The 14,060-nt window shown below is 68.8% G+C and carries 9 protein-coding genes; 7 read left to right on the top strand and 2 right to left on the bottom strand.

All coding sequences use genetic code 11. The features are described from left to right. Positions 1–71: 71 nt before the first annotated feature. Positions 72–1,220: an alpha/beta hydrolase gene (locus tag CAL15_RS17345; protein ID WP_198299074.1), complete on the bottom strand. Its 1,149-nt coding sequence runs from the start codon at positions 1,218–1,220 to the stop codon at positions 72–74. A gap of 195 nt (positions 1,221–1,415) precedes the next feature. Between CAL15_RS17345 and CAL15_RS17350 the strand changes: the two genes are divergently transcribed. From CAL15_RS17350 to CAL15_RS17360, 4 genes are read left to right on the top strand one after another with little or no spacing between them, the layout of a single operon-like run. Beyond that, positions 1,416–3,644 (top strand): ATP-binding protein, encoded by a 2,229-nt coding sequence (locus CAL15_RS17350; RefSeq protein ID WP_198299075.1) that lies wholly within the window; start codon positions 1,416–1,418, stop codon positions 3,642–3,644. Then, complete coding sequence (locus CAL15_RS24540; protein WP_232468009.1) at positions 3,645–4,145, top strand: response regulator; 501 nt, start codon at positions 3,645–3,647, stop codon at positions 4,143–4,145. After that, on the top strand, positions 4,142–6,637 hold the full coding sequence (locus CAL15_RS17355) for a response regulator (RefSeq protein WP_198299076.1): 2,496 nt from the start codon (positions 4,142–4,144) through the stop codon (positions 6,635–6,637). The genes CAL15_RS24540 and CAL15_RS17355 overlap by 4 nt, the downstream gene beginning before the upstream one ends. A gap of 37 nt (positions 6,638–6,674) precedes the next feature. Further along, complete coding sequence (locus CAL15_RS17360; RefSeq protein WP_157666682.1) at positions 6,675–7,997, top strand: DUF445 domain-containing protein; 1,323 nt, start codon at positions 6,675–6,677, stop codon at positions 7,995–7,997. Here the strand turns inward: CAL15_RS17360 and CAL15_RS17365 are convergent. Then, the gene (locus CAL15_RS17365; RefSeq protein ID WP_086079739.1) at positions 7,994–9,469 is read right to left on the bottom strand and encodes a cryptochrome/photolyase family protein; all 1,476 of its coding nucleotides are present in this window, start codon (positions 9,467–9,469) and stop codon (positions 7,994–7,996) included. The two genes, CAL15_RS17360 and CAL15_RS17365, sit on opposite strands and share 4 nt — an antisense overlap. A 146-nt stretch (positions 9,470–9,615) precedes the next feature. On the opposite strand from CAL15_RS17365, the gene CAL15_RS17370 reads away from it, so the two are divergent. The 3 genes from CAL15_RS17370 to CAL15_RS17380 all read left to right on the top strand — a co-directional run bounded on the left by CAL15_RS17370 (position 9,616) and on the right by CAL15_RS17380 (position 13,895). Further along, positions 9,616–10,005 (top strand): DUF2946 family protein, encoded by a 390-nt coding sequence (locus tag CAL15_RS17370; protein WP_157666683.1) that lies wholly within the window; start codon positions 9,616–9,618, stop codon positions 10,003–10,005. A gap of 222 nt (positions 10,006–10,227) precedes the next feature. Then, positions 10,228–12,357 carry a TonB-dependent receptor gene (locus CAL15_RS17375; RefSeq protein ID WP_086079741.1) on the top strand — a complete coding sequence of 710 codons (2,130 nt, stop codon included), beginning with the start codon at positions 10,228–10,230 and terminating at the stop codon, positions 12,355–12,357. Positions 12,358–12,374: 17 nt separating this feature from the next. Next, positions 12,375–13,895, top strand: a complete 1,521-nt coding sequence (locus CAL15_RS17380; protein WP_086079742.1) for a PepSY domain-containing protein — start codon at positions 12,375–12,377, stop codon at positions 13,893–13,895. Positions 13,896–14,060 lie beyond the last annotated feature (165 nt).

The following is a 14,060-nucleotide window of genomic DNA, read 5'->3' on the forward strand; positions in this document are numbered from 1 at the left end:
AAGCCAGTGTAGGACCGGGCGAGCGCGAAATCGGTTGCCATGTGCAACCGGTGCGGCGCCCCTTCGGACGGCTAGTCGTCGGCCGCGACGGGCACCACGGGCCGCGCGTCCGGAACCGCGGAAGCCGGCGTTGCCATCGGCTCGCCGTTGCCATCCGGACATACCGGTCCGGGCTTGGCCTCTTGCTCCACCCAGCGCGAGCGGTCGGCGCCGCTGGGCAGCGGCGCGGCGGGCGCCTCGATCCAGGCCGCCACGTCGCTCCAGACCGTCGCGGCGCAGCGATCACGCAGCAGCATGTGATAACCGCGGGAATAGACGGCCTGGCGCACCGGCGACCCGGCCGAGCGCGCATCGAGCCGCGCCAGCGACTCGGATACCGACTTGCGGTCCAGCACCTGTTCATGCTGCCCATACAGCACAAGCACCGGCAGATCGCCGGGCAGGCGGTCCAGGTCTTCGTACGCGCTCGTCATCAGGTCGACCAGCCCGCTGACCGCATCCACGCGCGTGCGCCGGAGCACCAGCGGGTCGCTGGCCAGCGCGCGCAGCATCTCGATGTTGTCGGAGGGCACGATCTTCAAGCCCGCCGGCGGTTCCAGCTTCATGCCCGGCACGGTCTGGTAGGCGGCCCACAGCGTCAGGCGGTAGAGCGCGCTCATGGTCTGCCTGCCCCACAAGGCCGGCGCGGACAGGATAGCGCCATCGATGCGCTGCGCCAGCGGCTTGCCGCCCGGGCCCGGCTGGGCAAGCGCCGAGATCACCACGGCGCCGCCCATGCTTTCGCCCAGCACGTACAGCGGCACGCCGGGATGGCGGGCGGCGATGGCGTCCACGGCGGCGCTGAGGTCGGCCGCCATGGTCGAGGTGTCCGACCAGATGCCCGGCTGCGGCGCGCGGCCGAAGCCGCGCTGGTCGTAGGCATAGGTGGCGATGCCCAGGCGCGACCAATACTCCCCCGGCATCTGGAAGGCGTTGGAATAGTCGTTCATGCCGTGCAGCGCCAGGATGACCGCGCGCGGCGGGCCGGGCGGCAGCCAGGCGCGCAGCGGCAGCACGGCGGCGTCGGGCGCCAGCAGGGCCTGGCCATCGATGCTCGGGGCCCGCACCACCGGTCCCATGGGTTGATGGGTGGCCGTGCACCCCGCCAGCAGCGACAGAGCAAGCAGGGCTGAAGCAGACCGGAGACTGCCGGCGAACTTGCGAAGGGGATATCTATGCACGAAAGCGATGCCGGCGGGCAATGAAGTGCCGCCAGTATAGGCAATAACACGTGCGCACCGGGGCGATGGCGATTGCCGCCACGGGTGTGCCGATGGCGCGGTTCGGCATGCGGATATGTAACCCTGGCTGACACAGGCGCGGTGGTATCTTCTGATACTCTTTTATGCAACGTCCAACGCAGGGGTCTGGCAACGGTGCAAGCACATGGAACTTCGTCTTCGGCCAACCTGGATCTGAATCAGTGCGCGCGGGAACCCATACGCATTCCCGGCGCCATCCAACCCTACGGCGCACTGATGGTACTGGACGCGCAAGACCTGCGCATCATCACCGCCAGCGCCAACAGCAGCGAGATCCTTTGCCACGCAGTCACCCCTGGCGAAACGCTTGCACGATCCGACGACGACGGCTGGAACGAGGCACTGGACACCATCCGGGCCTGGGCCGGCGGCGACGGCGAGGCGCTCAGCTTCACCGTCCACGTACGCGACCGGCCGCTCTACGTGTCGGGCTCGCGCGGGCCGCAGGGCCTGGTGGTGGAATTCGAACCCGTCCAGGCCCACACCCCCGCCACGCTGGACGCGCTCTATCCCGAACTGCGCACGTTGCTCGATGAATTCGACCCGGCGGGCGATCCCGAATTGATCCTGCAGCGCACCGCGGCCGAACTGCGCCGCCTGACGGGTTTCGACCGCGTCCTGGTCTACCGTTTCGATAGCGACGGCCATGGCACCGTGGTGGCCGAGGACAACAACGGCGTGCTGCCGGTGTATCTGAATCACCGTTTCCCCGCCTCCGACATCCCGCGCCAGGCGCGCGAACTGTACTGCCTGAACCGCATCCGCCTGATTCCGGACGCCGGCTATGCGCCGGTGCCGCTCGATCCGCCCTTCATCGGCCCGGACAATGCGCCGGTCGACCTTACCTACGCCACCTGGCGCAGCGTCTCGCCCATCCATCTCGAGTACATGCGCAACATGGGCACGATGTCGTCGATGTCGGTGTCGCTGGTGATCGACGGCGAACTGTGGGGCCTGCTGTCGTGCCACAGCGCCGGTCCGCACTACGTGCAGCCGCAGGTGCGCGCCGCCAGCGAGTTTCTGGGGCGCATCGTGGCGCACCAGATCGGCGCCAACGAACGCATCGCCGAACACGCCCACCGCATCGAACTGAAGAAAGTCGAGGTCGAACTGGTCGAGCTGCTGTCGCGCGCGCCCACCCTGCAGGAAGGTTTCAAGGAACGCTCGCCCGCCTGGATGTCGCTGCTGCAGGCCCAGGGCGCGGCGCTGGTCTGGCAGGACGAGGTCTGGACCATCGGCAATACGCCTTCGAAACCGCAGATCGAGAATATTGTCGACTGGCTGACCGAACACGACGTCGAGCAGGCCTACGCCACCGAGCATCTCGCGGGCGAATGGCCCGAGGCCGAGGCCTTCGCCGACGTGGCCAGCGGGCTGGCCGCGGCTTCCATCTCGGCATTGCACCGCAGTTACCTGCTGTGGTTCCGGCCGCAGGTGGTGCATACCGTCAATTGGCGCGGCAATCCGCACAAGTCCGTCGATCCGGTCTCGGGCCGCCTGCATCCCCGCAAGTCCTTCGACATCTGGCGGGAAGAGGTGCGCAATCGCGCCATCCCGTGGCGCCGCTCCGAGATCGATGCGCTGGTGGACTTCCGCAACGTGGTGGTCAACCTGATTCTCAAGCGCGCCGAAGAACGCGCCGAACTCACCGAGCAGCTCGAGCGCAGCAACGTCGAGCTCGAGTCCTTCTCGTACTCTGTCTCGCACGACCTGCGCGCGCCGTTCCGGCACATCGCGGGTTTTGCCGAACTGCTCAAGCGCCGCGAGGGCCAGCTCGACGACACGTCGACCCACTACATCGACAACATCGTTCGTGCCGCCGTGACCGCGGGCCGCCTGGTCGACGACCTGCTGCGCTTCTCGCACCTGGGCCGCGCGGCCCTGGCGCCGCAGAAGGTGGACATGAACAAGATGGTTGCCGAGGTGCGCCAGGCGGTCGAGCTCAGCCTGCCCGATGTGCGGCCGACGTGGGACATCGCGCCGCTGCCGCCCTCGTACGGCGATGTGAAGTACATACGCCAGGTCTGGTACAACCTGATGGAGAATGCGGTCAAGTATTCCAGCCTGAAGGATAAGCCGACGATCCGCATCACCGGTTCCGACAGCGGCTCGCTCACGATCTACTGCATCGAGGACAATGGCGTCGGTTTCGACATGGCGTACGTCGGCAAGCTGTTCGGCGTATTCCAGCGCCTGCACAATCACGACGACTTCGAGGGCACGGGCATCGGCCTGGCGCTGTCCAAGCGCATCGTCGAAAAGCACGGCGGCTGGATCAAGGGCGAAGGGGTCGTCGACCACGGCGCCCGGTTTTATTTCGCGCTACCGCGCAATGAGTCTTGAATGGAAAAAATGAAAGAACTGCGCCCCATATTGCTTGTGGAGGATAGCGCCAACGACGTCGAACTGACGCTGGCCGCGCTGGCGCAGTGCAATATCGCCAACGAGGTCGTGGTCGTGCGCGACGGCGCCGAGGCCCTGGACTATGTATACCAGACCGGCATCCACGCCAATCGCGCGCCGGGCGAACCCGCCGTCATCCTGCTCGACCTGAAGCTGCCCAAGATAGACGGCCTCGAGGTGCTGGCGCGCCTGAAGGCCGACCCTCGACACCAGCAGATCCCGGTGGTGATGCTGACCTCGTCGCGCGAAGAGCGCGACGTGGTGCGCAGCTATCGTCTCGGGGTGAACTCGTTCGTCGTCAAACCGGTGGAATTCACCGAGTTTTTCGACGCCATCCGCAACCTGGGCATGTTTTGGGCCATCCTGAACCAACCGCCTCCCATGTACCTCGAACGCACTGCGCCCAGCAAACCCAAACGCAGGTCCTCGGAAGTGCCGTGACCGTCCTGATCCTGGAAGACGACGACCTGGACGCCGAGCTGATCCAGTTCCAGCTCGGCGAGGCGCTGCCCGACGTCGCGGTGCGGCGCGCCAGCAATCGTCGCGACTACGAGGCCGTCCTGCGCGAGGGCGGCATCAGCCTGGTCGTGTCCGACTTCTCGCTGCCGGACATCGACGGCTGGGCGGCGCAGCGCATGGCGCGCGAGCTGGCGCCCGAGGCGCCCTTCATCTTCGTGTCCGGCTTCATCGGCGAAGAAGTGGGCGTCAAGGCGCTGAAGGAAGGCGCCACCGACTATGTGCTGAAAGAGCGCCTCGAGCGCCTGGGCGCCGCGGCGCGGCGCGCACTGCTCGAGGCCGAAGACCGGCGCGCGCGCAAGCGCGCTGAGGAAGCCCTGCGCGACAGCGAAGAGCGTTTCCGTACGCTGGCCGACAGCGCCCCCGCCCTGATCTGGGAAACCGACGAACAGGGCGACATGATCTTCACCAACCGCCACTTCGAGGCCATGTTCGGCATGCCCGCCGGCACCATGCTGGGCCAGGGATGGCAGCGCACCGTCGACGGCCGCGACCTTCCGCTGGTGCTGGCCGAGATGCGGCACGCCACGCGCGAGCGACGCGAATTCCAGATGGAAATGCGCGTGGTGGACCGCAACGGCGACCTGCGGTGGCTGCACTGCAAGGGCGTGCCGCGCATCGACCGCAGCGGCCGCTTTCTCGGCCTGCTCGGCACCAATGTCGACGTCACAGAGACCAAGCGGGCGCGCGACGAGCTCGAGCACATGGTGGCCGCGCGCACCGCCGAGCTGCTGCGCACCAACGAACGCCTGCTGCAGGAGATGCAGCAGCGCGCCGATGCCGAAAGCGCTCAGCGCAGCGCCGAAGAACAGTTGCGCCAGGCGCAGAAAATGGAGGCCTTCGGCCAGCTGACCGGCGGCGTCGCGCACGACTTCAACAACTTCCTTACGGTGATCCTGGGCAATCTCGAGACCCTGGAACGCACGCTGGCCGGCATGCCCGCCGGCCGCACGGCCACCGCGCTGGCGCATGCCAAGCTGGGCGCGCAGCGCGCCGCGGCCCTCACGCAGCGCCTGCTTTCCTTCGCGCGGCGCCAGCCGCTGCAGCCGCGCCGCATCGACCTGAACAGCCTGGTCTCCGACACCATCGAAATCCTGACGCGCACGCTGGGCGAGCACGTCGAGGTGCACACCGAACTGTCCGCCGACCTGTGGGACACGCTGATCGATCCGCACATGCTGGAAAGCGCGCTGGTGAACCTGGCGGTGAACTCGCGCGACGCCATGCCCGACGGCGGCATCATCCGCATCCGCACCTGCAATGCAGAGTTCGGCCAGGACGACGCACAGGCCGCCGGCATGCTGCCGGGCCAGTACGTGCAGATCAGCCTGTCCGACACCGGCACCGGCATTCCGCCCGAGCTGCTGGACAAGGTCTTCGAGCCCTTCTTCACCACGAAGGACATCGGCGTGGGCACGGGGCTGGGCCTGAGCCAGGTCTACGGCTTCGTCAAGCAATCGGGCGGCCACGTGCACATCGACAGCACCGTGGGCGCCGGCACGATCGTGCATCTGTTCCTGCCTCGCCAGGCCGCGCAGAACCACCGCGAGGTGGAGACGCACCACGACGGCCAGGCCCGCCATGCGGCGCCGGGCGAGGTCGTCCTGGTAGTGGAAGACAACGCCAGCGTGCGCGCGCATTCCACCCGCATCCTGGAAGACCTGGGCTATCGCGTGCTGGAGGCGGCGGATGGCCCGGCCGCGCTGGACCAGATCCGCCGACACGACGACATCTCGCTGCTGTTCACCGACGTGGGCCTGCCCAAGGGCATGAACGGCCGCGAACTGGCCGAAGCGGCCCGCGAGCTGCGGCCCGGCCTGCCCGTGCTGTACACCTCGGGCTATGCCGAAGGCGCGCTTACCCACGGCGGCCAGTTGCCGCCTGGCGTGGACCTGCTGCCCAAGCCCTTCTCGTTCGTGGACCTGGCCAACCGCATCCGCGACATCCTCGACCGCCAGGCCCCGGCGGCCGTCGATGAAGATCCGCCGGCCGAAGCGGCCCGCGCCTCTGCCGCGGCCACCGGCGGCGCGCCGTACGAGGGCCAGGCCCGCATCCTGCTGGTCGAGGACGAAGAACTGGTCCGCATGCTGGCCGTGGACGGGCTGTCGGACCTCGGCTACGACGTGGCCGAGGCGGCCACGGGCGGCGACGCCCTGCGCCTGCTCGAGGCCGATCCGCAAGGGTTTCGCGGCGCCATCGTCGACATGGGCCTGCCCGACATGAAGGGCGAGGACCTCCTGCACGTGCTCGTCACGCGCTATCCGGAACTCGCCATCGTCATCGCCAGCGGATACGGCCCGCAACTGGACGGCCAGCTGCCCAAGCACGGCAGGATGGTCTCGGTACAGAAGCCCTATCGGTTCGAGCAACTGGGTGACGCGCTGCGCCGATTGGGGGTGCAGGCCTCGGCAGGCTGATCTCCTACCGACGTACCGGCATTTCCAGGAGATGGCATTGGAAGCACCCGACGCGCCGGCCCCTGCCCCCGGCACCGTGGCCGACGCTCGGCAACGTCATCGCAAGCTGGCCCGCCGCAAGCTGCAGGCCACACTCAGCCTGCTGGCGGCCTGCGCGCTGTTCGTGCTGCTGACCGCGCTCGACCCGCAGCACCAGAACCCCTACCTGGGCCTGCTGGCCGCCATGGCCGAGGCGGCCATGGTGGGCGGGCTGGCCGACTGGTTCGCCGTGACGGCCTTGTTTCGCCATCCGCTGGGGCTGCGCTGGCTGCCGCACACCGCCATCATTCCCCGCAACAAGGATCGCATCGGCGCCAGCCTGGCCGACTTCATCTGCGACCACTTCCTGGGCAAGGACCAGGTACTGGAAAGGCTGCACGCCTTCAATCCGGCGCAGCGGCTGGTGCAGGGCCTCTCCCGCCCCGAATCGGCCGCGCGCGTCGCCGAGTTCGTGGTGCGGCACGCGCCCAGCCTGGTGGCATTGCTGGACAGCGAAGAACTGCGCGACTTCGTGCGCGCCAACACCAAGGAGAAGCTGAGCCGGCTGGACGTGTCCGGCCTGCTGGCAAGCCTGCTGACGGTGCTGACCAAGGACGGCCGGCACCAGGAAGCCATGGACCAGTTGCTGCGCGACATCGCCGACATTCCGGTGGAAACCACGACGCGCGGCCTGCTGGCCGAGAAGATCGCGCAGGAGCTGTGGTCGGTGATGCGCTGGGTGAAGCTGGACCGGCCGGTGGCCGAGAACATCGCCGACAAGGTGGCAGCCGGCATGCGGCAGCTGTTCCAGGACATGGCTCGCGACAAGGACCACGAGCTGCGCGTGAAGCTGGAACGGAACATCCCGCGCCTCATCGAACAGCTGCGCACCGATGCCGCGCTGCGCGCCAAGATCGACCAGTTCCGCGACCGCGTGCTCGAGAACAGCGAGCTTTCCGTGTACATCCACGAGATATGGCGCAGCGCCATCGACTGGCTGCGCGCCGACCTGGCCAGCGACGATTCCGAGATACGCGCGGCCATCTTCAAGGCCTCGCTGAACCTGGGCAGGCGGCTGGACGACAACGCCGACATGAAGACCTGGTTCAACGGGTGGGTGACCGACACGGTCGAGCCGCTGGTCGAGGAATACCGAGAGAAGATCCGCCGGTTCATCATCGGCCGCGTACAGGCCTGGAGCGCCGAGGAACTGACCCAGCAGCTCGAGCTGAACCTGGGCACTGACCTGCAGTCCATCCGCATGAGCGGCACCTTCGTGGGCGCGCTGATCGGCGGACTGTTGTATGGCCTGATGCACCTGGTGGCGCTGGCGGCGGGCTAGCGCAGCCGCGACATGGGGCCGCGTCCGCCCAGCGAGGCGTACGCATCCAGCGCGCGCTTGCGCGCCTCGTCGTGAACCACGATAGGCCTGGGATAGTCCTGGCCTAGCCGTACGCCCGCCTGCGCCAGGTGCGGGGCGGACGCGGCCCAGGGCTCGTGGATCTGCGCGGCGGGCATGCGGGCCAGCTCGGGCACCCAGCGACGCACGTAGTCGCCTTGCGGGTCGAACTTTTTGCCTTGCAGCACCGGGTTGAACACGCGGAAGTACGGCGCGGCGTCGGCGCCGCAGCCCGCCACCCATTGCCAGTTGGCGGTGTTGCTTGCCGGGTCGGCGTCGACCAGCGTGTCCCAGAACCAGGCCTCGCCGATGCGCCAGTCGATCATCAAGTGCTTGACCAGGAAGGACGCCACGACCATGCGCACGCGGTTGTGCATCCAGCCTGTGGTCCACAACTGGCGCATGCCGGCATCGACCAGCGGATAGCCTGTCATGCCGCGCTGCCAGGCCCGCAACGCGTGCGCGTCGTCGCGCCACGGCATGGTGTCGAACTCCGGCTTGAAGTTGCGCGTGGCCATGTCCGGGAAGTGATACAGCAGGCTGTAGCAGAACTCGCGCCAACCCAGTTCGGCGAGGAACTTGTCGCGCCCCGCCCCGCCGGCCGCATGCGCCGCGTGCCAGACCCGGCGCGGCGAGATCTCGCCGAAACGCAGGTGCGGCGACAGGCGGCTGGTGGCTGGCAGGTCCGGGCGATCGCGGCCTGCCTCGTAGTCGTGCAGGCCGCCCTTCAGAAATTCGTGCATGCGTTGGGCGGCCGCGGCCTCGCCGCAGGACCATGCCTCGCGCATGCCGCCGGCCCAGTCGGGCTCGGGCGCCTGCGGCAGCAGCTTCAGGTCGTCCAGCGCCGCGCGCATCGGCAGCCTCGCGGGCAGCGGCGCGAAGCGCCATTGCGCGGGCTCCGGCAAGGGATCGGCCACACCGCCCAGCTTGCCGGCCGCGCGCCAGTATGGCGTATACATGCGGAATGGCCCGCCGGCGTTGGTCAGCACCTCCCAGGGCTCGTACAGCAGCGCGGCGTTGGCGCTTTCGACCACGAGGCCGCGCTGGCGCAGCGAGGTCTTCAGCGCGGCATCGACCTCGCGCTGCGCCTCGCCATAGCGGCGGTTCCAGTAGACGGCGCCCGCGCGCAGCGCGTCGGCCAGCTGCAGGACGGCGCGCGTCTCGCTGCCGCGCAGCAACAGCAGCGTGCCGCCATGGGCGGCCAGCGACGCCTCCAGCGCCTGCAAGGAATGGTGCAGCCACCAGCGGGCTGCGCCGCCCAGCGCTCGGATGCGCGGATGCGTTTCGTCCAGCACGTACACGCAGGCCAGCGGCTGGCCCGACTTCGCGGCCCTGTACAGGGCGGGATTGTCGGCCAGGCGCAGATCGTCGCGGAACCAGACGATGGCGGGAGGCGTGGCAGCGGTTTCAGGCATGGGAGACACGTCGGCACGCGCGTCGGAAGCGACAGTCGATCCGCGCGGCGGGGATCCAACTGACCAGGATCAAGTCTGCACGTACTGTACAGGACCCGCCCACTGATAGAATCCCGCCGTCACGGCCATCTCCTGAACCCATGGACATGAGCGCAGCCGCACGGCGCCGTTCGTGCTGGCTCTTACTGTTCGCGTTCCTGTACGCCACGCTGTTCCCGTCCCTGGGACTGGCCAGCGGCGCGGGGCCTGTCGCGCGTACCGTCTGGGTGCAGCTGTGCAACGCGGCCACGCACGAGTTCATCGCCGTCGACCTGTCGGTCCCGGCCGATCCGGACGATGCCGAAGCATCCTCTACTCGCGGCGCCGGGCATTGCCTGCTGTGCCACGCTCCCGCCACCCTGCCAGGCGGCGATGCGTTGGGCGTCGCCCCGGCGCCGGTGCGCTACGCGCGGTTGGTCGTCCCGGACGATCCGCAGCCGCGCCATGCGCCGGTGTGGAATCTCTCGCTGGCGCGCGCCCCGCCCGCCTCTGCCTGAATGCCCCCGCGTCACGCCCGCCCGGCGGAGCTGACGCCCATTCCATACCGATAAACGCGGGATCGCGAGCCAACCCTGGGCCAGCCGCCCGGATGGCTTGCGCGTATGCCGACGAGACCGTGCCGCGCGCGGCGGGATGACGCCATCTATCTGGCGCCTTCCCGCCCGCGCTTGCGAGCGCCGTTCGTCGCCGCCGCTCGCACCCGCATTCAGGAAGAGACCATGTCTTATCGATTCCCCCTGCGCGCCGCATCGCGGCATGCCGCAGGCTGCCTGTGGCTGGGCCTGGCCGCCACGCCGGCAATGGCCCAGCAGGCGCCCGCCACCCTGGCCCCCGTCGTGGTCAGCGGCGACCAGGCCAACATCCTCGACACGCCGGCCGAAACCGGCTCGAACCTGGGACTGACGCTGCGCCAGACGCCCGCCAGCATCGACGTCATCACCCGCGAACAACTGGAAGACCGCGGCGACAGCAACGTGTCCGACGCCATCACACGCGCCGGCGCCATCAGCGCCATGGGCCATCCCGGCAATGGCAACAGCGCGCTGTCCACGCGCGGTTTCACCGACAGCACCTCGGTGATGCGGCTGTACGACGGGCTGCGCCAGTATGGCGGCGTGGGCGTCACCTTTCCTTTCGACACCTGGTCCGTGGAGCGCATCGAGGTGCTGCGCGGCCCCGCCTCGGTGATCTACGGCGACGGCGCCATCGGCGGCACCGTGAACATCGTGCCCAAGAAGCCCACGCGCGGCCCCATCCGCAACGAGGTACAGGCGACAGTAGGCACCGATGACACGGCCCGGCTGGGCCTGGGCAGCGCAGGCGCGCTGACGGACGAGCTGTCGTACCGGCTGGATCTCAGCGGCAACCACACCGACGGTTGGGTAGACCGCGGCGATTCCGACGACGCGACCTTCTCGGGCGCGCTGCGCTGGGATGCCGCGCGAGACCTGAACCTGACGCTAAGCCACGCCTATGGCTACCAACGTCCCATGCGCTACTTCGGCACGCCGCTGGTGGACGGGCGCCAGTTGGAGTCGTTGAGGGAAGAGAACTACAACGTGGGGGACAGCTTCATGCGGTTCCGCGACCAGTGGACGCAGCTGGACGCCGTGTGGACGCCGACCGACGCGGCCACGCTGCGCGCCCGGCTGTACCACGTGGGCAGCAAGCGCGACTGGCGCAACGCCGAACGCTACGTCTACAACCCCGCCACCGAGCTGATCGACCGCTCGGACAACACCGCAATCTCGCACGACCAGAAGCAGACCGGGCTGACCGCCGACGCGACGTTCAAGGGCCGGCTGGGCCGCTTCGACAATACCGTGTCGGTGGGATTCGACGTCAATCACAGCACCTTTCGCCACACCAACAACACCTATGCGGGCAGTTCGGGCCCGGTCGATCCGTACGACCCCGATCCGGGCGAATTCGCCAGCGACGCGCCGACCATTCCGCGCTATCGCAATAAGGCCGACCAGTACGCGCTATTCGCGGAAAACCACATCGCGCTCACGCCGCAATGGAGCGTACTGGGCGGCCTGCGCTACGACCATGCGCGCCTTGCGCGCAATGACCTCGTGCTGGACCGGCAGGTGTTGAACCGCACCTATTCGGACGTCGGCTGGCGCGTGGGCACGGTGTACGAGCTGCGGCCCGACCTGGCGCTGTATGCGCAGTACGCGGAAGCGGCCGATCCCGTGGGCGGGCTGCTGATGCTCAGCCCCTCGAACGCCGGCTTCGACATGGCCCGGGGCCGGCAGGTCGAGATCGGCCTGAAGCAGGGCTTCTGGCAGGGTCGCGGCGAATGGACCTTGGCGGCATACCACATCCGCAAGACCGGCCTCTTGACGCGCGACCCGGCCGATCCCAGCCTGCGCGTGCAGGTGGGACAGCAGTCCTCGCGCGGCATCGAGGCCTCGCTGGCGCTGGCCTTCGCGCCCGGTTGGAAGGTGGAAGCCAATGCCACGGTGCTGCGCGCCGAGTACGACGATTTCTCGGAGGCCGTCGGCGGCACGGCGGTATCGCGCAGCGGCAACGTGCCGCCCAACGTGCCCGAGCGCCTGGCCAATCTGTGGCTCAGCTGGAACTTCCAGCCCGGCTGGACCGCCATGGGCGGCCTGCGCTACGTCGGCAAGCGCTACGCGGACAGCGCCAACACACTGGAACTGCCGTCGTACACCACCACCGACCTGGCGCTGCGCTGGGACCTGAACGGCGACACCGCCATCACCGCGCGCGGCTACAACGTGTTCGACCGTGCCTACTTCACCACCGCGTACTACACGTCCACGCAGTGGCTGTACGGGCCGGGCCGACGCTTCGAGCTGACGCTGAACCAGCGCTTCTGAGCAAACGAGGGAGAGCCATGGACATAGGTGCGCGCGCCCGGCGGCTGACCTATCTGCTGCATCGCTGGACCGGCGTCTTCGGCTGCGTGCTGATGGCGCTGTGGTTCATCAGCGGCGTGGTGATGCTGTACGTGGGCTATCCCAAGCTGACGCCATGGGAGCGCCTGGCGGCGCTGCCCGCGCTGCAGCCGTCGGCCTGCTGCGTGGCGCCGCATGCCTTGACGCATGGCGGCGACGAGGCGGTGCTGACGTCCATCCGCGGTCAGCCGCACTATGTCGCGCCGGATGCGCGCGGTGTGCCGCGGGCCTATGCGGCCGATACCGGCCTGCCTGCCGGCCCGGTCGGCATGCAGCAGGCCTTGGCCGCGGCGCGCGCCTTTGCTCCACACGCGCGGGCCACCGATGGCGACACAGTATGGGAAGACCGCTGGACGCATGCGCGCGGACTGGACCCGCATCGGCCGCTGCACCGCGTACTGCTGCAAGGCGGCGCGGGCGGCGCGCTGTACGTGTCCTCGGCCACGGGCCAGGTCGTGCTGGACGCGCCGCGGGCGCAGCAGCGCTGGAACTACCTCGGCGCCTGGCTGCACTGGCTGTACATGTTCCGCGTGCAGTCCGTCGATCCGGTCTGGTCGTGGACCGTGATAGTGCTGTCCGCGGCCGGCACGCTCAGCGCCCTCACGGGCATCGTGGTGGGCACATGGCGCTGGCGCTTTCGCGGCCGCTACCGGTCCGGCAGCCGCACGCCGTATCGCGAAGGCTGGATGCGCTGGCATCACGTCGCGGGGCTGCTCTTTGGCGGCGCTCTTTTCGCGTGGATCTTCAGCGGGCTGATGTCGATGAACCCGATCGACGCGTTCTCGCCCGCGCACGGCCGGCCGGACCTCTCGGCCTATCGCGGCGGCGCACAGAACGAAGAGCCGCTGCGCGCACGTCCCGTCGACATCCTGCAAGCCCTGCGCGACGCCGGGTTCCGGCCGGTCGAGCTGCAATGGCGACGCATCGGCGGCCAGCCCTACGTGCTGGCCTACGACGCCGCGGCGGACAGCCGGCTGGTGTGGCAGGCGAACGATGGCCTGGTCGTCGCCGCGCACTGGACGCCGCAGCAGGTGATGCCCGCCGCCCGCCGGCTGTTCGGCGCTGCCGTGGTGTCCAGCTACGTACTGGACGGGTACGACGACTATTACTACGGCCGCCAGTCCGAAGCCATGAACGGCGCGCGCCCGCGAGGCCTGCCCGCCTTACGGCTGGACTTCGCGGACGCCGGTCGCACGCGGGTGTACATCGACCTGCGCACCGGCGAGGTGGCGGCCAGCCTCGACAGGCATCAGCGCGTGGGCCGCTGGCTGTTCAACTTCCTGCACAGCTGGGACACGCCGGCCCTGCTGAGGCAGGGATGGCTGCGCGACGCGGTGCTGATCGCGCTCAGCGCGGGCGGCTTCGCCGTGTCGATGACCGGCGTGGTCATCGGCTGGAGGCGATTGCGAGCATGGCTCGGCGCGCGGTCGCGCACGACGCGCCGCCTGCCGCCCGCATAGCCCTGGACCGGCCTGCCGTTTGCCGGCCCCGCAGCAAACGGCCTACAATCGCGCTGCCTTTCATCCCGCCACACCGCCTACCCATGTAACTGCCGCCCCCGACCGCCCTGCTGGCTGCCTGCCAGCCCTGTCCGAAGGTCGGTCGTCGCGGCGACGGCGGCTCCT

Source organism: Bordetella genomosp. 13 (genome assembly GCF_002119665.1).
Lineage (GTDB): Bacteria > Pseudomonadota > Gammaproteobacteria > Burkholderiales > Burkholderiaceae_B > Bordetella.

What these genes read in the sequence shown, in the direction of transcription:
- CAL15_RS24540 (WP_232468009.1), top strand. Translation starts at nt 3,645, where the DNA reads ATGGAAAAAATGAAAGAACTGCGCCCCATATTGCTTGTGGAGGATAGC.
- CAL15_RS17365 (WP_086079739.1), bottom strand. Translation starts at nt 9,469, where the DNA reads ATGCCTGAAACCGCTGCCACGCCTCCCGCCATCGTCTGGTTCCGCGAC.
- CAL15_RS17370 (WP_157666683.1), top strand. Translation starts at nt 9,616, where the DNA reads ATGAGCGCAGCCGCACGGCGCCGTTCGTGCTGGCTCTTACTGTTCGCG.
- CAL15_RS17375 (WP_086079741.1), top strand. Translation starts at nt 10,228, where the DNA reads ATGTCTTATCGATTCCCCCTGCGCGCCGCATCGCGGCATGCCGCAGGC.
- CAL15_RS17380 (WP_086079742.1), top strand. Translation starts at nt 12,375, where the DNA reads ATGGACATAGGTGCGCGCGCCCGGCGGCTGACCTATCTGCTGCATCGC.